This is a genomic window from Curtobacterium sp. PhB191, from assembly GCF_004346515.1.
Lineage (GTDB): Bacteria > Actinomycetota > Actinomycetes > Actinomycetales > Microbacteriaceae > Curtobacterium.
In genome coordinates this window covers 94,909-116,950 of record NZ_SMBV01000008.1, presented here as the reverse complement: position 1 = coordinate 116,950, position 22,042 = coordinate 94,909, and the positions used below count along the sequence as shown (strand labels likewise).

Genomic DNA, 22,042 nt, shown 5'->3' with positions numbered 1-22,042 from the left:
CCTGTGACCGACGCCACCGACCTCCGCATCGCCGTGAACCGGCTGTCCCGGACGCTCCGCGCGCAGAAGGCCGACACGACCGTCACCGACGCCCAGTTCGCGGCGCTCGCCCGGCTCCACCGCGACGGCGCGATGACCCTCGCCGACCTGAGCCGCCAGGACGGCGTCACCCCGCCCTCGATGACGAAGACCATCGCGGTGCTGGTCGAGCGTGGCCTGGTGTCCAAGGGCGGCCACGACGACGACCGGCGCAAGGTCGTCCTCTGCGCCACCCCGGCCGGGGCCGCGTTCGTCGAGGAGACCCGTCGCCGCCGTGACGGCTGGCTCACCCCGCGGCTCGCCGCACTCACCCCCGTCGAGCGCGCCACCCTCGCCGACGCCACCGAGATCATGAGGAGGTTGGCCCAGCAGTGACCGCCATGTTCCGCTCCCTCGCCGGACGCAACTACCGCATCTGGTTCGCCGGTGCCCTGGTGTCGAACGTCGGTACCTGGATGCAGCGCACCGCCCAGGACTGGATCGTCCTGACCCAGCTCTCCGACAACGACGCCGTCGCGGTGGGGATCACGATGGCGCTGCAGTTCGGCCCGCAGCTGCTGCTCCTCCCCCTGACCGGCCTCGCCGCCGACCGCTTCGACCGTCGCAAGATGCTCATGCTCACCCAGGCACTGATGGGCCTGCTCGGGCTGGGCCTCGGCGTCATGGTCCTCACGCACACCGCCACGCTGCTCGCGCTGTACGGTTTCGCCCTCGCGCTCGGCATCGTCGCCGCGTTCGACACCCCGATCCGGCAGGCGTTCGTCTCCGACGTCGTGCAGGGCGAGAACGTCGCGAACGCCGTCGCACTGAACTCCGCCTCGTTCAACGCCGCCCGCCTGATCGGCCCCGCGGTCGCCGGCGTGCTCATCGCTGCCATCGGCTCCGGCTGGGTGTTCGTCATCAACGCCGGCTCGTTCCTGGCGGTCCTCATCGCCCTGCGCTTCGTCGACCCCGCGCAGCTCGCCGAGCGGGTGCACGCCGGCCGCGGCAAAGGGCAGATCGTCGCCGGCTTCCGGTACGTGCGCACCCGGCCGGACATCATCGTCGTGCTCTGCATGATCTTCGTCGTCGGCACGTTCGGCGTGAACTTCCCGATCTTCACCTCGACGATGGCGCGCGTCGAGTTCCACCAGGGCGCCGGCGAGTTCGGCCTGCTCAACTCGGTGATGGCGATCGGATCGGTGTTCGGCGCCCTGATGTCCGCCCGCCGGGACAAGCCGCGGATGCGCACGCTGGTGCTCGCAGCCGGAGGCTTCGGCCTGGCGTGCACGGCTGCCGCCCTCGCACCCACGTACTGGACGTTCGCGTTCGTCCTGGTGTTCGTCGGACTCGCGGCGCTGACCTTCATGACCACCGCGAACGCCCTGGTCCAGACCACCACCAAGCCCGCGATGCGCGGCCGCGTGATGGCGCTCTACATGGCGATCTTCGCCGGCGGCACCCCGATCGGCGCCCCGATCGTCGGTGCCATCGCGGACGCGTGGGGTCCCCGCTGGGCCATCGCGGTCGGCGCGGCGTCGGGCTTCGTGGCGCTCGCCATCGCGATCGTCTGGCTCGTCCGCTTCCAGCGCCTCCGGCTCCGGTACGACGCGGACACCCGCCTGCACCTCGCGGTCACGCACGCGATGCCGGTGGTCGGCACTCGCGCCTCGCGCGCTGCGCTCCGCCGGGAGCTCGAGCGCGAAGAGGCGGTCGCCGACCGCTCCAGTGCCGTCTGACGCGTCCAGTCCGCGAAAGCGACAGATCTCCGAGACGCGGCAGCGTCCATCTCGCGAAAGCGACAGATCTCCGCGAACCGTTGGCGGGGCTCTGACGCTTTCGCGTGGCGGACGGGAGGCACGGGTCGGGCCCGCCACGGGCCTCCCGGCCGTCGCCGGTCCGGTCCAGGGCCGCGATCAGTGCGCGGGTTCGGTCACCGCGAAGACGCGCTCGTCGAGCGCCGCGGTGACACGGTCCGCAGCGGCCGCGAGCCGGTCGCCGGCATCGCCGACGACGCCGAGCGCTGCGTCCGGCGGGACGGCCTCGAGCCGGTCGCGGGCGGCGGAGAACGCCGCAACTTCCTCCGCGACGCAGGACGGAGCCACGTCGGCCAGGCACTCGGCGGCCCGTCGGACGGTGAAGCGCAGCGACCGCGGACTGTGCTCGTCCAGGAGCAGGAACGCCGCGGCGTCGTCCGGCACCGGATGGTGGTCCCGGCCACGCAGGAAGGCCTCGCCCGCACCGCAGGACCGGAGCGCCGCCGTCCACGAGGTGACCGAGTCCGGTTCGAGCAACCCCGAGGCGAGCAGCCGGGCGGTCGAGGCGACCCGGGTCAGGGAGCGGCCCAGGGTGAAGAACTCCCAGACCTCGTCGCGACTGGCGTCCCCTTCGACCACGCCGATCGCAAGGGCGCTGCGTTCCCGAGCCCAGCCGAGGAACTCGTGCGCGCGGCCCGGGGCGATCTTGCGCGGCATGCGCGAACGGGTGACGTCGAGGCAGTCCCAGAGTTCGCTCGAGACGACCTCGCGGGCTCGACGGGCGTGGTCCCGCGCGACGGCGACCGCGGCGGCGATGGACGCCGGCTCGTGGCGGTCCAGCGCCAGGGCGTCGATGGTCGCGGACCGGTCGGCGTCGTTCGCCGGTCCGGCGGTCCCCACCACCGAACGGAGCTCCGCGGCGACGGCCCGGTCGTCCTCGACGGTGCCGGGTTCGCGTCGGGCGACGTAGACGTCGAGCAGGCGTGCGACCACGTCGGTGCGCTCGACCGCGCTCCCCACGTGGAAGACGTTCCCCGCGAGTCGGCTCAGCACGGCTGCTCCTGCATCCCCAGAACCTAACCAGCGGGCGTTGCGGGAGTGTTTCGGAGCCGCGTCACGGGTGTTGCAGTGTCCGATGTCCGCGCACGGGCCTGGGTCTCCGCCGCGATACCGACCCCTCGCTAGACAATCTAACTAGAGCGTCTAGCATTGCAGGATGACGTCCGAGGTCCTGACCAGCACCGCGGGGTTCTGGTACGAGGACTCCCCGGTCACCGCCGTCGACGTCCTGAACGCCCTGCGCCGGTACCGCACCGCCGAGAGCGCCGCGCAGCGTCGGGCTCGTGAAGCCCTGGGGATCGGCGAGAACGCGCTTCTCGCACTGCGGGTCCTCATCGACGCCGAGCACGACGGCCGGACCGTCAACGCGAAGGACCTGGCCGAGCGCCTCGAGATCACGGCGGCGTCGACCTCGGCACTCGTCGACCGGCTGGTCCGCAGCGGCCACGTCGAGCGGCACCAGGACCCGATCGACCGCCGCGGCGTGATCCTCACCGCCACGGGGACGTCGATGGGCCATGCCCTGCGCGTGATCGAGGAACTCGACGCCCGTGCCCTCGAGGTCACCGAGCACGTGCCGTCCGACGAGATGGCCGTCGTCGTGGACTTCCTCGACGAGATGGTCCGCGTGGTCGACGACGTCGACGCAGGCGCCCGCACGCTCCGCCGCGCGTAACCTGCTGTCCATGGACCCTCGCGGCACGCACGACCCCGAGGACGACATGCCGTTCGCCGAACTCGACTCGCGGGCCCGCGCCGACGCCGCACTCCGACGGATCCAGGGCGGGGCCGATCCGGCGCGCGAGGCCTTCGACCTGGCGAACACCATGAACGACGAGGCCGTGGGGCGGCTCACGGCACGGCTGCGACGGTTCCTCCGCCGCGACTGACGCGTCGACTCGCGCGCCGACTCGCGCGCCGACTCGCGCGCCGACTCAGAAGGCGGTGCCGACCGCCGCGATGTCGTCGCCGCCGTGCCCGGCTGCGCTCGCGTCGGCGTAGACCCGCCCCAGGGCGTCGAGGAGCGTGGTGGACACGTCGTTCGCCCGCGCGGCCTCGGCGATCAGCCCGATGTCCTTCCGCAGCCCGTCGAGCGCGAACTGTGCCGGGAACTCCCCCGCGATGATCGCCGCGCCCTTGGTGTGCGCGTAGGCCGAGTCGCTCGCGCTGCCGTCGATCGCGTCGAGGAACAGCTGCGGATCGAGCCCGAGCGCCGCGGCGAGGGCGAGCGACTGCCCCGTGGCCGCGGTGATCGAGGCGATCCAGGCGTTGGCCGCGAGCTTGAGCGCGGTCCCGTCGCCGACCCGCTCGCCGGCGCGGATGGTCTTCGCGCCGATCGCGTCGAGCACGGGGACGACGCGGTCGACCTGGTCGGCGGGGCCGGCCGCCAGCATGGTGAGCTTCCCCTGCTCCGCCGGGGCCTTCGTGCCGAGCATCATCGCTTCGACCAGGGTGATGCCGTACTTCGCGGCGAGCTGCACGACGGTCTCGGTGCCGTCGACGCCGATCGTGGACGCCTGGATCCACACGGCGTCGGTCGGAGCGTCGCCGGCGGCCTGTTCGAGCACGTCGACCACGGCGTCGGTGTCGAAGAGGGTCAGGAGGACCACCTCGGCGTGCTCGACGGCGGTACCCGGGTCCGTGGCGACCGTCGCACCGTGCTCACCGAGCGGCGCGGCCTTGTCGGCACTCCGGTTCCAGACCGTGACCTGGTGCCTCTCGCGCAGCAGTGATCCCGCCACGCCGGCACCCATCGCCCCGGTCCCCAACACCGTCACTCGCACGTGCGTCTCCGTCCTGCCACGGCTCGGTGCCCCGGCGTTCCCGACGCTACGCGCTCGACCGTCGTCGCTGTCAGAGGAGCCCGCGGGCCTGCAGCCAGGTGGCCGGATCGACCGGGACCCCGCCGACGATGACCTCGAAGTGCAGGTGCGCCCCGGTGGAGACGCCGGTGTTGCCGACGGCGCCGAGGCGTTGACCGGCCGACAGGACCTGACCGGGTCGCACCCCGATCGCCGACAGGTGGCCGTACCGGGTCTGGGTGCCGTCGGCGTGCTGGAGCAGGACCTGGTTGCCGTAGCCGCCGAGGACCCCGGCGGAGACGACGCTGCCGGGCATCGCGGCGACGACGGTGGTGCCGATCGGAGCCGCGAAGTCGATGCCCTGGTGGTTCGTCGTGCAGGCGGAGCACCCGGTCACCCAGCGCGAGCCGAACCCACCGGCGGCCGGCACGTTCCCCGCGGTGGGGCGGGCCGCGGCATCCGACGAGCCGACGGCGGTCGCACGTGCCTGCGCGGCGGCAGCCCTGCCGATGGAGAAGCCGTCGCGGTCGACGGAGAGCCGGGCGGAGCCGTCGGCGACGAACTGCTGCACGCCGAGCACGGGGCTACTCGGCGACGGGGTCGATGCCATCGCGGTCTGCGGGGAGCCGACGGCGACGAAGAGACAGGTCACCGCGGCGGTCGCCGTCGCGGGCAAGGCGCGGCGGACGGAACTGCGGAAGGAGGAGGGGGAAGCCGGGGTGGCGGAAGGGGGAGCCACCACCCCGGCGGCTCTGGGGGCGTCCGGACGCGTGCCGTGCCCAGCACGGCGCCGCTCGGACGCTTCGGGTCGGCGAGTACGGGAGCGGTTCGCGGCCCGCCGCTCGGCACCGCGCGGGCGCAGCGGGAGGCCGTCAGCGGGCGTCGTCATCGCTCGGGGACCGCCGGGCTCAGACGCGGACGACGCCGTCGCGGGCGATCCGGTCGAGTTCGGTCGCGACGGCGTCGACGACCGCTCGGGTGATGGCGTCGGCGACGGTCTCGACCAGGACGAGCTGCTCGGGCTGCACGCGGAGCTCGGTGACCACCGACGGGGTGACGCGGACCGTGATGTCGTCGATCGCGGCGACGAGGGCCGCGGGCACGAGGGTCGAGTCACCGGCACGGACGGGAGCGGTCATCGGTGAGGTCGGTGCGGGCGCTGCGGCCGCGCGAGCCGGGGTCGGAACCGGTGCCGGGACGACGTGGGCCTCGGGCTGGTCGCGTCGCTGGGCGATGGAGTCGAAGAGCGGGGTGGAGGACATGCTGCTGACCGTCCGATCTGAGTCGTGGTTGCGGGCCGTTGTCGGGCGACCCGTCGGGGATGCGTGCCGTGCGGCACGTCCCTCATTCAACCATCGATATTTCAGATGTGCAATAGTGACCGAACAGATCGCGATCAGTCGGGGTCGACGGCAGCCGCGGTCGGGTCGTCGGGCTGCAGTGCCCGCTTGACCCGCTCGACGATCGTCGCCGGCGGGTTGTTGTACGTGTTCGCCGGCTCCTGCCCGCTGAGCTCCTGGATCGCGGTCATCACCGCATCGGTCGCGTGACGGCGCGCGCGTCCGGACGATGCCTCACCGAACGAGGACAAGTCGATCGGCTTCCCGAACTCGATCGTCACCTTCGCGAGCTTCGGCAGCTTCGAGCCGACGGGCTGCACGTCCTGCGTGCCCGTCAGCGCCACGGGCACCACGGGCGCGCCGCTCGTCAGTGCCAGCCAGGCCACACCCGTGCGGCCCTTGTAGATCCGGCCGTCCAGGGAGCGGGTGCCCTCCGGGTAGATCGCGAAGGCCTCGCCCTCGTTCAACCGCGCGAGCCCCAGGTCGAGCGCCTGCTGTGCCGCGGCCCCCGCACCGCGCTCGACGCCGATCGCACCGATGCCGCCGAAGAACGCCCGCGACACCGCGCCGCGGAACCCGGTGCCGGTGAAGTACTCCTGCTTCGCGAGGAAGGCGACCTTCCGCGGTGCCATCAACGTGATCGCCGGGGAGTCGATGAAGGAGCGGTGGTTGCTCGCGAGGATCACCGGTCCGCGCCTGGGGACGTTGCGGCGTCCGATGATCTTCGGTCGCCAGAGCATCCGCGCGAGCGGTGTCACCACTGCGCGGCTCAGCACGGTGGCGAACTTGGTCGAACCGGACACCGGGCCTCCTCGTCGTGACGGCGAACTCCCGAGTGTAATCACGCCTGCGAGCAGTACATGCCCACGGCGGCATGCGCGTCCGACCGTGGGGTCAGTCGGCCTCGGACGCGACGACGTCGAGCACCGCGCGGCCGTACCGCTCGAGCTTCGCGGCACCGACCCCGGAGATCTCGGCGAGCTGGTCGACGTCGGACGGACGCACCGCCGCGATGCCGCGGAGCGTCGCGTCGTTGAACACCACGTACGCCGGCACACCCTGCTCGCGCGCCTGGGCTGCACGCCAGACCCGGAGGGCCTCGAACAGGCCGACCGCCTGCTGGGGCATGTCGGTGACGACGGTCCGGCGGGACGACCGGCTCGCCCGCGGCGCCTTCACCGGATCGCGACGCATCCGCACCTGGACCTTGCCGGTCAGGACCTCGGCGCTCGTCGGGCTGAGGACGACCGTGCCGAACCCGTCGCCCGAGACCGCGGCGTAGCCCTGCGCGAGCAACTGCCTGGCCACAGCGCGCCACTCACCGTCGGACAGGTCGGAACCGATGCCGAAGGTCGCCAGGGACTCGTGCTGCAGTTCCTGCACCCGCGGTGACTGCTTGCCGACCAGGATGTCGACGAGATGGGCGACGCCGTACCGCTGACCGCGCTCACGCTCGAGCCGGACGACCGTGGACAGCAGCTTCTGCGCGGGCACGGTGCCGTCCCACGACTCGGGCGGGGCGATGCACGTGTCGCAGTTGCCGCAGGCCGTGGACGGCTGCCCGAAGTACGCCAGGAGCCGCACCCGGCGGCACTCGATCGTCTCGCACAGGCTCAGCATGGCGTCGAGGTGGGCGCTGAGCTGCCGACGGTGTGCGGCGTCGCCCTCGGACTGGTCGATCATCCGTCGCTGCTGCACGACGTCGTTCAGGCCGTACGCCAGCCACGCGGTCGAGGGCAGGCCGTCGCGCCCGGCACGACCGGTCTCCTGGTAGTACCCCTCGACCGACTTCGGCAGGTCGAGGTGCGCCACGAACCGGACGTCGGGCTTGTCGATGCCCATGCCGAAGGCGATCGTCGCGACCATGACGATGCCGTCCTCGCGCAGGAAGGTCGACTGGTTGCGCGCACGCACCCGGGCGTCGAGCCCTGCGTGGTACGGCAGCGCCTGGATGCCCTGTTCGGCCAGTGCGGTGGCGGTCCGCTCGACCGACTTGCGCGACAGGCAGTAGACGATGCCCGAGTCGCCGCTGTGCTCGGTGCGGATGAAGGTGAGGAGCTGCTGCAGCGCGCCGGTCTTCGGTTCGATGCGGTACTGGACGTTCGGGCGGTCGAAGTCGGCGACGAAGTGTGCGGCGTCGTCGAGGCCGAGCCGCGCCGAGATCTCCTGGTGGGTCTGCGGGGTCGCCGTGGCCGTGAGGGCGATCCGGGGCACGGTCGGCCAGCGCTCGTGCAGGACGCTCAGCTCGAGGTAGTCCGGCCGGAAGTCGTGGCCCCACTGGGCGACGCAGTGCGCTTCGTCGATGGCGAACAGCGACACCCGCGCCCGGTCGAGGAGCGCGCGCGTGGACTCGAGCCGGAGCCGCTCGGGCGCGAGGTAGAGCATGTCGACCTCGCCCTGGACGACCGCGCGCTCGACCCGGGCACGCTCGTCGGGCCCCTGCGTCGAGTTGAGGAAGGCGGCACGCACCCCGTTCGCCGCGAGGGCGTCGACCTGGTCCTGCATGAGCGCGATGAGCGGCGACACCACGACCCCGACGCCGTCGCGTACGAGCGCGGGCACCTGGTAGCAGAGCGACTTGCCACCGCCGGTGGGCATGAGCACCAGGGCGTCACCGCCGGCGACCACCTGGTCGATGATCGCCGCCTGCTCGCCACGGAAGTCGTCGTAGCCCCACACGCGGTGCAGGACGTCGAGCGCGGCGGCTCGCGAAGCAGACACGGCGGCGGGCGCGGGCGTGGTGCTCATGCCACGAGCCTACGGGCGACCGGCGACACCCACGGCACTGTCCACAGCGGCACGGTCCACAGCAGCTGCGTCGACATCGTTGGCGTTAGCCGGCGCGACGGCCCAGCCCGTGCCCGCCGGGCCGAGCCAGCGCTTGCCACCCGCCCACACCGGCGGCGTCCCGCGGAACCGCGGCGCCTGGTGCCCGGCGAACGTCCGGTCGAGCTTCCGCCACCACGCCAGGACCTCGACCATGCCCCAGAACGCGAGCGAGGTGCCGAGGGTGACGAGCCAGCCACCGAGCGTGCCGTTGGCGTCCGAAGACGCCAGGTCGATCCCCGACCAGCCCGGCGCCTGCAGCACGAAGATCATGATGTTGTTGAAGGCGTGCTGCAGCACGGTGGCCTCGAGACCGCCGGTGCGGAGCACGATGATCGCCGCGATCAGGCCGAACGAACCGACGTCGAGGATGCCCCAGACGTTGTAGCCGTTCGGGATGTGCAGCACCGCGAAGACGACGGTCGACACCGCGACGGCGATGATCGTGCCGGTGCGTCGCGGGATCCACGAGGCGATCGTCTGCATGAGGAAACCGCGGAAGATGAACTCCTCGGCCGCGCCCTGGAACGGGACGAGCAGCACGACGAGGACGAGCGTGAGCGTGAGGGTGCCGAGGGAGACCGACGACTGCCCGATCGCGGCGTGGTCCCAGCCGAAGCCGCCGTCGAACGTGAACATCCCGCTGGTCTGCACGAGGAACATCACCACGGCGATGACGAGGGTCGGCAGCACGCACCACGCCGTCCACGCCCACCGCACCCGGAAGCGCGTCGACGTCAGGATCGCGCCGGGCCCGAGCCGTGCGACCTTTACCGCCAGCAGGATGCCGGGCAGCAGGACGACCAGCGACACCAGGGTCAGCGACAGGATCAGCGGATCGGTCGGGTCCAGGGCTCCGCGCTGCAGGTCGTCGAGCAGGTCGTACAGGCCGGACTCGCCCCCGACCGCCGCGACCGGGACGAAGTACGCGACGGTGAGGAGCACCTGCGAGGCGAGGTACCAGCCCGCCAGGAACGCGAGGGCGACCAGCGGGCGCCACCACCTCCATCGTGCGTCGACACGGGTCAGGCGGTGGTAGGGAACACTCACGCCCCGCAGGCTACCGGGCCGGGCAGGATGGGACCCGTGCTCACCGTGCTGTTCGGCCTGACCGGAGCCGTCGTCTACGGTTTCGCCGACTTCCTCGGCGGGCTCGCCTCGCGGCGCATCCGTCCGGTGGCGGTCACCGCCGTCGCCGCGGCGATCGGGATCGTGCCGCTGCTGATCGGTCTGGCCGTGCTCGGGGGCACGCCGTCGTGGGCGGGCACCCTCTGGGGCGCCGTCGCCGGACTGTCCGGCGCGGTCGGGGTCCTGTTGCTCTACGCCGCGTTGGCGATCGGCCCGATGAGCGTGCTGTCCCCCCTGACCGCGGTGTTCGCCGCCGTCGTCCCGGTCCTGGTGGCCGTGGCCCGCGGGACCGTCCTGTCACCGCTGGCCGTCGCCGCGGTGGTCGTGGCCGTCGTCGCGGTGGTGCTGGTGGCGGCCGTGCGGGACACCTCGGGTGCACGACTCACCGTGCGTGGGGTCGTCGCGGCCGCGGTCGCCGGGTGCGGGTTCGGCGGGATCGTGCTGGCGTACGACGCGACACCGCCCGGCGCGGGCATCCACCCGCTCGTGGTCGCGCGGGTGCTGCAGACGGTGCTGCTGGGTGCGGCGGCGCTCGTGGTGACGGTGCGTGCCGGGCGCGGGGCGCGGTCTGGAGGCGCGGCAGACCCCGCAGCGTCGGTCGGCGTCGCAGGGTCTGCCGTGCCTCCAGGGCGCTGGTGGCCGCCGCGTCTGCTGCTGACGGTCGCGGCGTGCGGCGTCCTCGACGCCCTGGCGAACGTGTGCATCCAGGCGGGGCTGCACGCGAGCGACGACCCGGGCACCCTGCCCGTCGTGAGCGTGCTCAACGCGCTCTACCCCATCGGCACGGTCGTGCTGGCCGGGGTGGTGCTGCGGGAGCGGTTGACCGCGCCGCAGTGGATCGGCATCGCGCTGGCGTTCATCGCGTCGGTGGGCCTGGCCCTGGCGTGACCGGACGACTCAGACGTCGGGGATGAGTCGCTTGCCGAGCGACACGGTGCGGTCGTCGGAGTACCCGAGGGACTCGTAGAAGCCGAGCACCCGCTCGTTGCCGGCACGGATCTGCAGGTTCACCTTCGGGCAGCCGAGGTCGGTGAGCAGCCGCTCGAACTCGGCCATCAGTGTCCGGCCGAGACCGGAGCCCTGCAGGTCCGGCTGCACGGCGAGGTAGTTGACCCAGCCGCGGTGCCCGTCGAAACCGACCATCCCCGCGGCGACGACGGCGCTGCTCTCCGACTCCGCCACCAGGAAGAGCTCGGGCTGGACCGTGGCCTTGCGCGCGATGTCGCGGCGGGGGTCGTTCCACGGGCGGACGAGACCGCACGATTCCCAGAGGGCGACGACCGCGTCGGTGTCGTCGGCGCGGAACGGGCGGATCCGGTACTCCATCCCCCCACGTTACGGGGTGTGGAGAACGTCGTCACCGGACCGTCGTCGTGATCTGATAGACCTGTCCGACCGACCAGCCGATCAGGAGCCCCGTGACCGCACACGACACCATCCCGTCGCGCCGCAGCGCGCGGGACGACGACGGCGGCAGACGGTCCGGGCGCCGTTCCCCCCGGCGACGGCAGACGGTCGGTGGCGCGATCGTCTCGCTCATCGCCGAACTGCTCATCATCGCGGGTGCCGGCACCGGGCTGTACGTGGTGTGGACCGCGTGGTGGACGGACGTCGTGGCGGTCAACGAGCAGTCGAAGCTCGTCGAGGGGCTCGACCAGCTGAAGACCCCGGACGGGGCCGGAACCGAGCACCGCGGCACCGCACCTGTGCTCGCCGAGCCACCGGATCTCTCCGACGTGTTCGGCACGATGCAGATCCCCCGCTTCGGCAAGGACTACAACCGGCCGATCGGCGAGGGCACGGACCGTGAGAAGGTCCTCAACACCATCGGGCTCGGGCACTACCAGGACACCGCGATGCCCGGTGCTCCCGGCAACTTCGCCGTCGCCGGGCACCGCGTGACCTACGGCAAGCCGCTCAACCAGATCGCGGAGCTCAAGAAGGACGACTCCGTCGTCGTGCGGGTCACCGACGCGAAGGCGAAGTTCGACGTCTGGTACGTCTACAAGGTCACCGACAGCCAGATCGTCACGCCGGACCACATCGAGACGATCGCGCCGGTGCCGAACAAGCCCGGAGTCGACCCCTCGCCGTCGGACCGCTGGCTGACCCTGACCGCGTGCCACCCGATGTGGTCGGCAGCCGAACGGTTCGTCACGCACGCGAAGCTCGACTACTGGATGCCCGCTTCCGAGGGCACCCCGAAGGAACTCTCGGAGACGGCCAAGTGATCTTCCCCCTCGTCTGGCGGCTGCTGCCCGGCCCCACGTTCCTGAAGATGCTCGAGCTGCTCGTGCTGCTCGCCGCGATCGTGTTCGTCCTGTTCCAGTGGGTGTTCCCGTGGATCGCGGCGGACATCCTGCCGCCGCCGGACGGCACCGTGGAGTCCACGCCGACCCCGTGACGGGTTACACCCGGAACCAGGACCGGCGCCGGACGGCAGGCGGCGTCAGACCGTTGTCGTCACCTGCGAGCCGCCGGCCGCGGTGCGACGCACGGCGATCCGCTCCGGGATCCGCTGCTTGAGTTCCTCGACGTGGCTGACGATGCCGACCTGCCGTCCACCGGCGGTCAGTCGCGACAACTGCCCGATGACGTCGTCGAGGGTCTCCGGGTCGAGCGTGCCGAACCCCTCGTCGACGAAGAGCGTGCCGAGCGAGACGCCACCGGCCTCGGCTTGCACGACGTCGGCCAGCCCGAGCGCCAGGCACAGCGACACGGTGAACGTCTCGCCGCCGGACAGGCTGCGGGGGTCCCGCACGGTGTCGGTGGAGTGGTCGTGCACGGCGAGTGCCAGGCCGGTCCGGCGTGCCCGTGACCCGGACTCCCGCTCGTCCGAGGTCTCGAGCGTGAACCGCCCCGCGAGCATCGCCCGGAGTCGGTCGTTGGCCGCGGCGACGACGTCCTCGAACCGGCGCATGAGCACGTAGGTGCCCAGGGTGATCCCCGTCGGGTTCGCCGCGGTGACCCCGTTCGCGATGTCGGCGAGCCGGACCACGGCGCGGCTGCGTGCCGACGTCTCGTCACGGGCACGGGTCGCCCGGGTGACCTCGGTCGCGCACCGGTCGACCGCGTCGGCACGGTCGGCCGCGGAGACGGTGACCGCGGCGGCCTCGTCGAGTGCGGCGGCAGCGCGCTGGCGTCCGGCCCGGGCGCCGTCGAGGTCGAGGCGTTCCGCGGAGTCGTCCGCCGCGGCGACCACGGCGGGTTCGGCCAGACCGGCCACGACGACGGCCCGCTCGGCCTCGGCCGCACTGATCAGCGCCCGCAGCCGGTCGGTGCTGTCGGGTTCGAGCCGTCCGGCCCGCGCTGCGGCGACGTCGGCGAAGTCCTGGTCGTCGAGGACCCGGTCGACCTCGGTACGGCGGTCGTCGCGGGCACGGGTCGCGGCGGCCACCCGTTCGTCGGCCTGCACGACCGCGCGGTACGCCTCGAGTCGCTCGTCGAGGAGCTCGACGGCTGTCCGGAGCGTCGCGGGACGCTCGTCGAGGAGTGCTCCGAGCCGCTCGAGCGCCGCGGCCACGGTGCCGAGGTCGGTGTCGAGCCGCTCGGCGTCGGCCAGCGCGGTCGAGACCAGGACGGTCCGCCGTGCGTCGAGGTCGTTCCGCTCGCGCTGGAGCCGTCCGGTCGTCGTGTCGTGCTCCGCCCGCTGCCGCTCGTGCTGCAGGACGAGCGCGGCAGCGTCGTGCGCGGCCCGGACCCGTTCGTCGGCGGCCGCGGTCAGGGCGTCGAGCGCGGCGGTGTCGACCGTGCCGACGACGTCGACGAGCCGCTGGTGTTCGGCACGTTCGACCGCCAGGTCCGACGCGGCGTCGGCGAGGTGCTGGTCCGCTCGGCGAGTGGCGTCGCCGGCGGCGTCGACGGCCGCGGTCGTGGGGTGGTCGTCCTGCGGGGTCGCCACCGACGGGTGCGCCGTCGACCCGCAGACCGGGCACGGGTCGCCGGCCGTGAGCGCCGCCCCGAGTTCTCCGGCGAGCCCGGCGATCCGGCGTTCGCGGAGTGCCCGCTCGGCCGTGAGGGCGTCGGTCGCCGACCGGCGCGCGGCAGCGACGGACTGCTCGGCCGTGGCGACCCGCTGCGCCACGTGGTCGCGCGCCACGAGGTCGGCTCGGAGGGACCGGATCCGGGTGACCTCGTGCGCGGCGGCGTCCGAGTCGGCTGCCGTGCGGGCCGCGGTGCGTGCGGCCTCGACGATGCGGGCCCGCTCGGTGGGATGGGCGTCGAGTGCGGCGTCGCGTTCGAGCAGCTGCTCGGCGATCTGCTCGGCGTCCGCGGTGGCCCCGGCGATGGTGGACCGACGGGCAGCGGCGCCGTCCTCGACCGCGACGAGGTGCCGGACGGCCGACAGGTCGTCGGCCAGGGCGTCGCGTCGCAGCACGACGGCGTCGGCGTCGGCGGTGATCCCGTGGCGGTCACGCAGCGACCGGGCCGCCGCAGTGGTCTCGTCGGCGCGCATGACTGCGGCGTCGAGTCCGTCGGCCACGGCGGTCACCCGGGCGGCGCGTTCGCCGAGTGCGAGGGCCGACCGGGCGGCGTCGACGGCGGGGGCGTCGTCGTCGAGCGCGGCCCGTCGCACGAGCAGTCCCGCGCGTCGTTCGAGGGCGGTCGCACGCGCCGTGACCGCCTGTTCGTGCTCGGCAGCGGTCGTCGCCGCCGCGGCTGCTGCAGCACGGACGGCGGCAGCGGCATCGGCCGCCGCACGGACCGACGCCACCGTCGACGGCACGACGGTCTCGTCGGCGTCGTCGAGACCGGCGGCCTGGGCGAAGCGGTTCAGGGCATCACGCACGCGGTCGTCGGCACCGTCGACCTCGGCCTGCACGGCACGGCGCCGCGCGGCGAGTTCGTCGGCCGTGCGGTCGTAGACCTGCGTGCCGAACAGGGACTGCAGGAGCTTGCGGCGCTCTTCGCCCGGGGACCGCAGGAACCGTGCGAACTCGCCCTGCGGCAGCACCACGGTCTGCAGGAACTGCGCGCGGTCGAGCCCGACGATGCGGCCGATCTCGACGCCGACCTCGGGGATGCGTGACGACATCGGTTCGCCGGCGACGTCGGACGGGTTCGCCAGACGGAAGAGCTGCACGGACGCCTGCTGCTTGACGGTGCCGGTCCCCCGTTGCTTCGGGCGGTCGTACTGCGGGGTGCGGCGGACCCGGTAGGTCCCTGCGCTGGTCTCGAAGACGAGCTCGACGAACGGCTCCACCGCGGGGTCGGCGTGCTGGCTGTGCAGCCGGTCGGAACTGGCGTCGGACCCGGCGAGCCCGCCGTACAGGGCGAACACGACGGCGTCGATGATGGTCGACTTGCCGGAGCCCGTCGGCCCCTCGAGCAGGAACACCCCGGAGGCCGCGAGCGCTGCGAAGTCGATGGACACCAGGTCGGGGTAGGGCCCGATGGCGCGGAGTTCGAGTCGGTGCAGGTACATCAGCGGTCCCCCTCGCGCTGCAGCGCCAGCACAGCGGCCTCGTGCGCCTCGGTCAGGACGGCGTGTTCGTCGTCGTCCGGGGCGGCACCGGTGGCGAAGGCCACGAAGTCGGCTGCGACCTCGACCGGGTCGGACGTCGCCGTGACCGCACGGGCCACCGAGGCCGGACCGCGGTCGGCGGGTTCGTGCGTGATCGCCAGCGCGTGCGGGAAGTGGTCCTTCACCCGGGCGTACATGCGCTCGGGGTGCACCGTGTCGGTCACGGCCACCCGCACCCAGGCGTCGGCGTCGGCCCGGAAGACCCCGGACTCGATGTCGTCGATGCTCCCGCGCACGTCGACCAGGCGGCGCGGCACGGGAGCGGGCACGAGTTCGACCGAGACGCCACCGGCCGCGTCGAGCTCGGCGATCGTCACCGACTTCTGCTGGTGCCGCTCGCCGAACGAGAACGCCAGCGGTGAGCCGGCGTACCGGATCCGTCCACCGTCGCCGACCCGCTGCGGGCCGTGCAGGTGCCCGAGGGCGACGTAGTCGAAGCCGTCGAAGACCGACTCGGCCACCCGGTCGACACCGCCGACGCGGATGTCCTGCTCGCTGTCGCTCGGGTCCGCCCCGCCGACGAAGGCGTGTGCGACGACGACGCTGCGGGTACCGCCGCGCAACGCGAGGTCGGACCGGATCCGCTCGGTGGCGGCGTGCACGACGGCGTGGTGCGACCGCGCGAGGGGCTCGTCCGGCACGTCGGCCAGTGCGTAGCGGGTGAGGTCGGGGTGCAGGTACGGGATGCCGTAGACCGCCACCGGGCCGTCGGCGTCGTTGACGAGCACCGGGTCCGCGATCCGGGCGGGTTCGGCCAGGATGCGGACGCGGCGGTCCATCACACCGGCGCCGAAGCCCAGGCGTGCGGCGGAGTCGTGGTTGCCGGGCGTGAGCACCACGGTCGCCGTCTCGGCCAGGCGTTCGAGCACCCGGGACAGCATCCGGACCGCGTCGATCGGCGGGATCGCCCGGTCGTACACGTCACCGGCGATCACGACCAGGTCGACGGAGCGGTCCCGCACGAGGTCGACGAGCCAGTCGGTGAACGCCGCCTGGTGCTCGAGGAGGTCTGCACCGAGCAGCGTGCGGCCGAGGTGCCAGTCGCCGGTGTGCAGGATGCGCATGCGGACACGGTAACGCCGGCCGGGGACATCGCCGGACGGCCGCGCGCCGCCTGTGGAGAACTCAGGGCACGCAGCTCGCCGACGCCAGGCCGAGGACCGAGACGACCCGCACCTTCACGGTCGGGGTGCTGGTCGCGGTCCAGTTGTTGCCGAGGTTCGTGCGGAGGTTCAGCGTGTAGGTCGTGCCCAGGTCGAGCAGGCCCGCCCCGCCGTAGACGAGCGAACGTTGTCCAGCGGTCGTGGCGGTCGCGAGCTGGGTCGACCCGTTCATGAGGTCGAACGAGTTCGGCACGGTGGGGTCCGTGTAGGTCCAGGTGATCGTCACGGTGCTCGACGACGCGGCCGTGCAGGTCAGCGTGGGGACACCGGTGGCCGTGCCCGCCGTGAAGTTCGAGACGGGGTTCACGGTCGTCCGCGACCACGGCACGGCAACCGCCTGCGCCGGCACGAGCACGCCGATGCTCCCCGCGATGACGAGGACCGCCGCCGCACCGCCGAAGCGGCGCAGCCGCTGCACGCGACGCTCGTGCACCCGGAGCGAGCGACGGGTGACGACGGTGGTCCCGCCGGACGGGAGGCGCGTGGCGGCGTCGTCCCGCGCCTCCCGTCCGGCATCGGTACCGTCCGACGGCCCGTCACCCGACCCGTGGGCGGTGTCGCCCCCGTCCGAGCCGTCGGCGTCGTCGTCGTCGATCGCCGTGAGGCGGCGGAGCGACCCGTCGACCGTGCAGAGCGCCAGCAGCGCGGTCAGGCCGAGTGCGAGCACGACGACCCTGACCCATTCCCCCTGCCGGAGCCACAAGATCGGCGCCCCGACGAACGGGATGCGCAGGAAGGCGACCCCGTGCACGGCCGAGCGTTCGAGCGGTGTGGAGTCCTGCTGCGGGTTCGCGTCGCCCTTGGTGACCAGGGTGCCTCCCGGGCCGTCCTCGACGTAGCGGTGCATGCGGAGGTGACCCGGCTGGTCCGGGTCGTCCGCGAGCAGGATCTTGCCCGTCCGGACCTCACCGGACGCGACCGGGCGCGAGACGACGACGTCCCCGGGCGTGAGGCGCGGCTCCATCGACCCGGTCATCACCGTCGTCGGTTGCCAGCCGATCAGCGCGGGGGCTGCCGCCCACAGGGCGAGGCCGAGGAGGGTCGCGACCACACCGCGTGCAACGGTGCCGACGACGACGCGCCCCCAGTCGACGACGTCACGGAGCACGGCGTGCGGTGTGGGACCACCGTGCACTGCGATGCTGCTCATGACTGCCTTCGACCGGGGGCGCGTTCTCGGGGGTGGTGACCGAGGCGGGCTCGGGCCGAGCCCCGGTCACCGGGTGGGGAGGGCTCCCGGCTCAGCTGTTCTGGGCCTCCCAGGTGAGGCCGAGGGACGCGGTGCCGCCCTGCACCGTGTTCGGCGCGGTGCTCGAGACCGTGTAGGTGAAGCGGTAGACGCGCGACTCGGACGCGGACCCGGTCGGGGCCCAGGTGCCGAGGCCGGTGGCGAAGTTCGTCGAGCCGGTGCCGAACGCGGCGAGGGTGCCGTTGTAGAGCGTTCCGCTGGTCGCGGCCGGGGTGAAGCCGGTGCAGGAGCCGAAGCCACCGCCGGTGCCCTGCTCGACCTGCAGGTTGATGTTGCCCGAGAGGTTGTTCGTGGTGGCCGGGTTCGTGCCGTACAGCTTCACGGTCGAGGCCAGCGAGCCGGTCGACGTGACCGTGATGCAGTTGGCGCCGGTGGAGCCGGGCTTGAGGCCCGTCGCGGTGAAGAGCGCGGTGTTGTTGTCGTCGTCGGTGAGGGCGACGCTGCCGGCGGTCCAGTTGCTGGTCGGGTTGACGGTGGTGGCCGAGAACGCCGAGTAGGACGCGGTCGAGACGACGACACCCGAGGCGACGAGGGCGGCGGGGATGGCGATCCAGGCCGCGAGACGGGCGGCGCGAGGGGTGACACGAGACATTGCGGGAGCTCCTGATCCGGAAACGGTGGCGCCGTGGTCGCGGTGGTTGGTCGCGTCGGTGCCGTGGTGTTTGCTACGACGATCAAGTTACTTTTCCGCCGAGCAACTCACAAGGGAAGGAACCACCCCGTGCCGGGGGTATCTTGACGAGTGAGATACTTGTTGACTGAGTCTTCCCACCCCCTGCCGAGAAGAGCCGCCGATGACGGACACCACCCAGCCCGTCCTGCCCGACACCCTGCCGCCCGCGCCCGTGTCGCCGACCGTCTCCGTGCCGGAGCGCGTGGACTCGGACACCGACCTCGCGAAGCTCCTCACCGCCTTCCGCCTGCTCCAGACGCAGCACGCCCGCGTCCTGCACCACGAGAGCGTCGTGCGCGGGCTGAACGCCACCGACACCCGCTTCGTGTTCTTCCTGGCCGCGGCCGACGGCGAGGGGATCACGCCGAAGCAGGCCGGCGAGTACCTCGAGCTCACCACAGGCGCCATGACCTCGCTCGTCGACCGGCTCGAGCAGCGCGGACACCTCGAGCGCCGCCCGAACCCGCAGGACCGTCGCAGCGTCCTGCTGCACCTCACGGCCTCGGGCGCCGAGGTGGCCCGGCAGATCGGCGCCGTCTACTCGGACGCCTTCCGCGAGGTCGTCGCCCCCGCCGACCGGGTCCGCCTCGCCGCCGCGTTCGCCGGGCTCGGCGACGCCCTGGACCGCCACTCGCGCGCGGAGACCGCAGCCCGCTCAGCGTGACGGTCGGCGCGACGATCTGCGTGACCTCGCGTGTCGGGGCGCGCGCGTAGCGTGGTGCGCATGACACCGTCCGAAGTCCTGATCGAAGCGTTCTCCCGCGTCCCCGAGACCGTCGAACGTGCCGTCGACGGCCTGTCCGAGGACCAACTCGCAGCGCGTCCGGCCGCCGGGGCGAACACCCTGGCGTGGCTCGCGTGGCACACCGCCCGTGGGCAGGACGTCCAGATCGCCGACCTCGCCGGCACCGCGCAGGTGTGGACCGCCGACGGCTGGTACGAGCGGTTCGGCCTGCCGTTCCCGGCCGAGGCCCTCGGCTACGGCATGTCCCGCGACGACGTCGGTCGCGTGCGTGCTTCGGCCGAGCTGCTCACCGGGTACCTGCGTGCCGTCCACGACCGCACCGTCGCGTACCTCGGCACGCTCGGCCCGGACGACCTCGACCCCGTGGTCGACGACGCGTGGGACCCGCCCGTCACCGCCGGTGCCCGGCTCGTGAGCATCCTCGACGACTGCACGCAGCACGCCGGCCAGGCCGGTTTCGTGCGCGGGTTGCTGTTCTTCAACCGCTGACGCGGTCGCGCGCACGCGAGGGCGTGCTCGCTTCGTGAGCAGAAATGGTCGGGTCCGATTTCGGGACCCGACCATTTCTGCTCACCACGTGACGGACGGGAGGCCCGGTACCAGCTGGTACCGGGCCTCCCGTCGTGCGTCTGGTCGCGACTAGCGCGCGGCGAGCTCCGACACGATGCCGTCACCGGGGGCGGCCTGCACGAGGTCCGCCGCGATCTCGGCACGCTCGAGGATGCCCTCGATCTTGCGGATGCGACCACGCGGGACCAGGGTCACGACGGTGCCCTCCTTGCCGGCACGACCCGTCCGGCCGGAGCGGTGCATGTACGCCTTGTAGTCGTCCGGGGCGTCCGCCTGCACGACGAGCGACACGTCGTCGACGTGGATGCCGCGGGCGGCGACGTCGGTGGCGACGAGCACGTTCACCCGGCCGCTCGTCAGGAGCTGCAGGTTCCGGGTCCGGCGCGACTGGTTCAGGTCGCCGTGGAGCGACGTGGCACGGATGCCGGCGTCCTCGAACTGGTCGGCCAGGCGCTCGGCGTAGGCACGGGTCCGGGCGAAGACGATCGTCTTGCCGTCGCCGGCGACGAGCTCCTCGAGGACACGGTCCTTCTCGCGCTGCTCGACCACGAGGACACGGTGGTCGATGGTCGAGGACGCCTGGTCCTCACCCGCGACCTCGTGCACGCTCGGCTCGTGCAGGAACTGCTCGACGAGCGCCGCGACCTGGGTGTCGAGCGTCGCGCTGAACAGCAGCTTCTGTGCACGGTTGCCCTGCGGGGTGACCTCGGCGGTGGCGGAGAGGATCTCCTGCACCGGCTCGAGGAACCCGAGGTCGCACATGTGGTCGGCCTCGTCGAGCACGGAGATGACGACCTCGCTGAGGTCGAGCTTCCCCTTGTTCATGAGGTCCTGCACACGACCAGGGGTGCCGACGATGATGTCGACGCCACGCTCGAGCGCGCCCTCCTGGCGGCCGTACGGCACGCCGCCGTAGATCTGCGTCGTGAAGAGGCCCACCGAGCGGGCGATCGGCTGCACCGTGCGGTCGATCTGCAGGGCCAGCTCGCGGGTCGGCGCGAGGATGAGCGCACGCGGGGCGCGGCCCATCTTGCGCTTCGTGCCGCCGCCGTGCTCCATGAGCTTCTCGACGAGCGGGGCGCCGAACGCGATGGTCTTGCCGGAGCCCGTGCGGCCACGGCCGAGGACGTCCTTGCCGGCGATCACGTCGGGGATCGTCGCGGCCTGGATCGGGAACGGGCTGCTCGCGCCGAGCTCCTGCAGGGCGCGGGAGATGTTGCCGCCGATGCCGAGGTCGCCGAAGGTCACGCCCTCGACGTCCGACGCCACGGTGGACTCGGCCTGGAGCTTCGCGAGCTTGACGTCGTCGGCGGGGACGAACTTGCCGCGCTCCGGCTCGTCGAAGGAGCGGCGGGGAGCGCTGCGGTCGTCGCGGTCGAACTTACGCGGAGCGCGGTCGTCGCGATCGAACTTGCGCGGGGCGCGGTCGTCACGGTCGAAGCTGCGACGGGGACGGTCGTCGTTGTCACGACGCGGAGCGCGGTCATCGCGGTCGAAGCTGCGACGCGGGCGGTCGTCGTTGTCACGACGGGGCGCACGGTCATCGCGGTTGAAGCTGCGGGGAGCGCGGTCGTCGCGGTCGAAGCTGCGACGGGGACGGTCGTCGTTGTCACGACGCGGGGCGCGGTCGTCGCGGTCGAACGAACGACGGGGACGATCGTCGTTGTCACGACGGGGCGCACGGTCGTCGCGGTTGAAGCTGCGCGGGGCCCGGTCGTCACGATCGAAGCGACGCGGACGGTCGTCGTTGTCACGACGGGGCGCACGGTCGTCGCGGTCGAAGCGACGGGGAGCGCGGTCGTCACGGTTGAAGCCGCGTCCACCACGGTCGTCGCGCTCCGGGCGGCGCTGGCCGCCGCTGTCGCGGGGCTCCCAGTTCGGGCGCGCGGGGCGCTCGCCCTGCGCCGAGCGGCCGCGACGCTCCTCGGCGTCCCAGCGCTGCTTCTGGCGCGGCGCGGTCGGCTCGGCGGCGCGGAACCCGCGGTGCTTGCTGCTGCGTGCGGCGGGGGTGCCGTTCGGGTGGCGGGGACGATCGGAGGCGCGGTTGTCCGCGCCCTTGTTGTACGGAGCCATGACTGCTTTCTCGGGTGCGCAACGAACCGCAGCGCCCGACAGCGACATCGGCGGGGGCTGCTTGCGGAGAGGGGGTTCATCCCGTCGCGATTCGACGTGATTCCAGCCCTCGAGC

Annotated in this window: 22 protein-coding genes; 9 read left to right on the top strand and 13 right to left on the bottom strand. The window is 72.6% G+C overall.

The window, feature by feature from the left end; genetic code table 11:
- Nucleotides 1-3 precede the first annotated feature (3 nt).
- Nucleotides 4-414, top strand: coding sequence for a MarR family transcriptional regulator (locus EDF48_RS14130; protein ID WP_111085532.1), 411 nt, complete (start codon nucleotides 4-6; stop codon nucleotides 412-414).
- Entirely contained in the window at nucleotides 411-1,757 is a 1,347-nt protein-coding gene (locus tag EDF48_RS14125; RefSeq protein WP_347812850.1) for an MFS transporter, read from the top strand. The genes EDF48_RS14130 and EDF48_RS14125 overlap by 4 nt, the downstream gene beginning before the upstream one ends.
- A gap of 177 nt (nucleotides 1,758-1,934) precedes the next feature.
- Here EDF48_RS14125 and EDF48_RS14120 read toward each other — a convergent pair whose 3' ends face one another.
- Entirely contained in the window at nucleotides 1,935-2,828 is an 894-nt protein-coding gene (locus EDF48_RS14120; protein WP_165901469.1) for an alpha-E domain-containing protein, read from the bottom strand.
- A gap of 163 nt (nucleotides 2,829-2,991) precedes the next feature.
- On the opposite strand from EDF48_RS14120, the gene EDF48_RS14115 reads away from it, so the two are divergent.
- Both EDF48_RS14115 and EDF48_RS14110 read left to right on the top strand, forming a co-directional pair.
- Nucleotides 2,992-3,510 carry a MarR family transcriptional regulator gene (locus tag EDF48_RS14115; protein ID WP_123340168.1) on the top strand — a complete coding sequence of 173 codons (519 nt, stop codon included), beginning with the start codon at nucleotides 2,992-2,994 and terminating at the stop codon, nucleotides 3,508-3,510.
- A 10-nt stretch (nucleotides 3,511-3,520) separates the two neighbouring features.
- A complete protein-coding gene (locus tag EDF48_RS14110; RefSeq protein ID WP_131846957.1) occupies nucleotides 3,521-3,724 on the top strand; it encodes a hypothetical protein in 204 nt (67 codons plus the stop codon).
- 45 nt (nucleotides 3,725-3,769) lie between these two features.
- Here the strand turns inward: EDF48_RS14110 and EDF48_RS14105 are convergent, their stop codons facing one another.
- The 6 genes from EDF48_RS14105 to EDF48_RS14080 form a co-directional block, all read right to left on the bottom strand.
- Nucleotides 3,770-4,606, bottom strand: a complete 837-nt coding sequence (locus EDF48_RS14105; RefSeq protein ID WP_131880834.1) for an NAD(P)-dependent oxidoreductase — start codon at nucleotides 4,604-4,606, stop codon at nucleotides 3,770-3,772.
- Nucleotides 4,607-4,688: 82 nt separating this feature from the next.
- Nucleotides 4,689-5,288 (bottom strand): M23 family metallopeptidase, encoded by a 600-nt coding sequence (locus tag EDF48_RS14100; protein WP_131880772.1) that lies wholly within the window; start codon nucleotides 5,286-5,288, stop codon nucleotides 4,689-4,691.
- Nucleotides 5,289-5,544: 256 nt separating this feature from the next.
- Entirely contained in the window at nucleotides 5,545-5,898 is a 354-nt protein-coding gene (locus tag EDF48_RS14095; RefSeq protein ID WP_123937550.1) for a hypothetical protein, read from the bottom strand.
- A gap of 134 nt (nucleotides 5,899-6,032) precedes the next feature.
- Entirely contained in the window at nucleotides 6,033-6,779 is a 747-nt protein-coding gene (locus EDF48_RS14090; protein WP_131880770.1) for a lysophospholipid acyltransferase family protein, read from the bottom strand.
- Nucleotides 6,780-6,870: 91 nt separating this feature from the next.
- A complete protein-coding gene (recQ, locus tag EDF48_RS14085; RefSeq protein WP_131880768.1) occupies nucleotides 6,871-8,724 on the bottom strand; it encodes a DNA helicase RecQ in 1,854 nt (617 codons plus the stop codon).
- Nucleotides 8,725-8,733: 9 nt separating this feature from the next.
- Nucleotides 8,734-9,852: a CPBP family intramembrane glutamic endopeptidase gene (locus tag EDF48_RS14080; protein ID WP_131880766.1), complete on the bottom strand. Its 1,119-nt coding sequence runs from the start codon at nucleotides 9,850-9,852 to the stop codon at nucleotides 8,734-8,736.
- 36 nt (nucleotides 9,853-9,888) lie between these two features.
- On the opposite strand from EDF48_RS14080, the gene EDF48_RS14075 reads away from it, so the two are divergent.
- The gene (locus EDF48_RS14075) at nucleotides 9,889-10,818 is read left to right on the top strand and encodes an EamA family transporter (protein WP_165932408.1); all 930 of its coding nucleotides are present in this window, start codon (nucleotides 9,889-9,891) and stop codon (nucleotides 10,816-10,818) included.
- 9 nt (nucleotides 10,819-10,827) lie between these two features.
- Here EDF48_RS14075 and EDF48_RS14070 read toward each other — a convergent pair whose 3' ends face one another.
- Nucleotides 10,828-11,256, bottom strand: coding sequence for a GNAT family acetyltransferase (locus EDF48_RS14070; RefSeq protein ID WP_131880762.1), 429 nt, complete (start codon nucleotides 11,254-11,256; stop codon nucleotides 10,828-10,830).
- Between the two features lie 92 nt (nucleotides 11,257-11,348).
- Between EDF48_RS14070 and EDF48_RS14065 the strand changes: the two genes are divergently transcribed.
- Nucleotides 11,349-12,161, top strand: a complete 813-nt coding sequence (locus tag EDF48_RS14065; protein ID WP_243698110.1) for a class E sortase — start codon at nucleotides 11,349-11,351, stop codon at nucleotides 12,159-12,161.
- Nucleotides 12,158-12,334, top strand: coding sequence for a hypothetical protein (locus EDF48_RS19165; protein WP_165932402.1), 177 nt, complete (start codon nucleotides 12,158-12,160; stop codon nucleotides 12,332-12,334). Before EDF48_RS14065 ends, EDF48_RS19165 begins: the two co-directional genes overlap by 4 nt.
- 45 nt (nucleotides 12,335-12,379) lie before the next feature.
- Here the strand turns inward: EDF48_RS19165 and EDF48_RS14060 are convergent, their stop codons facing one another.
- From EDF48_RS14060 to EDF48_RS14045, 4 genes are all read right to left on the bottom strand, one after another.
- On the bottom strand, nucleotides 12,380-15,355 hold the full coding sequence (locus EDF48_RS14060; protein WP_131880760.1) for an SMC family ATPase: 2,976 nt from the start codon (nucleotides 15,353-15,355) through the stop codon (nucleotides 12,380-12,382).
- A complete protein-coding gene (locus tag EDF48_RS14055) occupies nucleotides 15,355-16,518 on the bottom strand; it encodes an exonuclease SbcCD subunit D (RefSeq protein WP_131880758.1) in 1,164 nt (387 codons plus the stop codon). Before EDF48_RS14055 ends, EDF48_RS14060 begins: the two co-directional genes overlap by 1 nt.
- A 61-nt stretch (nucleotides 16,519-16,579) precedes the next feature.
- Nucleotides 16,580-17,767 carry a S24/S26 family peptidase gene (locus tag EDF48_RS14050; protein WP_123937541.1) on the bottom strand — a complete coding sequence of 396 codons (1,188 nt, stop codon included), beginning with the start codon at nucleotides 17,765-17,767 and terminating at the stop codon, nucleotides 16,580-16,582.
- A gap of 91 nt (nucleotides 17,768-17,858) precedes the next feature.
- Complete coding sequence (locus EDF48_RS14045) at nucleotides 17,859-18,458, bottom strand: hypothetical protein (protein WP_111085548.1); 600 nt, start codon at nucleotides 18,456-18,458, stop codon at nucleotides 17,859-17,861.
- Nucleotides 18,459-18,660: 202 nt separating this feature from the next.
- Here EDF48_RS14045 and EDF48_RS14040 point away from each other — a divergent pair, with 202 nt between their 5' ends.
- Nucleotides 18,661-19,203 carry a MarR family transcriptional regulator gene (locus EDF48_RS14040; protein ID WP_123937540.1) on the top strand — a complete coding sequence of 181 codons (543 nt, stop codon included), beginning with the start codon at nucleotides 18,661-18,663 and terminating at the stop codon, nucleotides 19,201-19,203.
- 60 nt (nucleotides 19,204-19,263) lie between these two features.
- Nucleotides 19,264-19,773 (top strand): DinB family protein, encoded by a 510-nt coding sequence (locus tag EDF48_RS14035; RefSeq protein ID WP_123293670.1) that lies wholly within the window; start codon nucleotides 19,264-19,266, stop codon nucleotides 19,771-19,773.
- 150 nt (nucleotides 19,774-19,923) lie between these two features.
- On the opposite strand, the gene EDF48_RS14030 is transcribed toward EDF48_RS14035, so the two are convergent.
- A complete protein-coding gene (locus tag EDF48_RS14030; RefSeq protein ID WP_131880756.1) occupies nucleotides 19,924-21,927 on the bottom strand; it encodes a DEAD/DEAH box helicase in 2,004 nt (667 codons plus the stop codon).
- Nucleotides 21,928-22,042 lie beyond the last annotated feature (115 nt).

Excerpts from the sequence above, each read along its gene's own strand:
- EDF48_RS14110 (WP_131846957.1), top strand. The coding sequence starts at position 3,521 with ATGGACCCTCGCGGCACGCACGACCCCGAGGACGACATGCCGTTCGCC.
- EDF48_RS14055 (WP_131880758.1), bottom strand. The coding sequence starts at position 16,518 with ATGCGCATCCTGCACACCGGCGACTGGCACCTCGGCCGCACGCTGCTC.
- EDF48_RS14035 (WP_123293670.1), top strand. The coding sequence starts at position 19,264 with ATGACACCGTCCGAAGTCCTGATCGAAGCGTTCTCCCGCGTCCCCGAG.
- EDF48_RS14040 (WP_123937540.1), top strand. The coding sequence starts at position 18,661 with ATGACGGACACCACCCAGCCCGTCCTGCCCGACACCCTGCCGCCCGCG.
- EDF48_RS14050 (WP_123937541.1), bottom strand. The coding sequence starts at position 17,767 with ATGAGCAGCATCGCAGTGCACGGTGGTCCCACACCGCACGCCGTGCTC.
- EDF48_RS14095 (WP_123937550.1), bottom strand. The coding sequence starts at position 5,898 with ATGTCCTCCACCCCGCTCTTCGACTCCATCGCCCAGCGACGCGACCAG.
- EDF48_RS14060 (WP_131880760.1), bottom strand. The coding sequence starts at position 15,355 with ATGTACCTGCACCGACTCGAACTCCGCGCCATCGGGCCCTACCCCGAC.
- EDF48_RS14030 (WP_131880756.1), bottom strand. The coding sequence starts at position 21,927 with ATGGCTCCGTACAACAAGGGCGCGGACAACCGCGCCTCCGATCGTCCC.
- EDF48_RS14070 (WP_131880762.1), bottom strand. The coding sequence starts at position 11,256 with ATGGAGTACCGGATCCGCCCGTTCCGCGCCGACGACACCGACGCGGTC.
- EDF48_RS14115 (WP_123340168.1), top strand. The coding sequence starts at position 2,992 with ATGACGTCCGAGGTCCTGACCAGCACCGCGGGGTTCTGGTACGAGGAC.
- EDF48_RS14045 (WP_111085548.1), bottom strand. The coding sequence starts at position 18,458 with ATGTCTCGTGTCACCCCTCGCGCCGCCCGTCTCGCGGCCTGGATCGCC.
- recQ (WP_131880768.1), bottom strand. The coding sequence starts at position 8,724 with ATGAGCACCACGCCCGCGCCCGCCGCCGTGTCTGCTTCGCGAGCCGCC.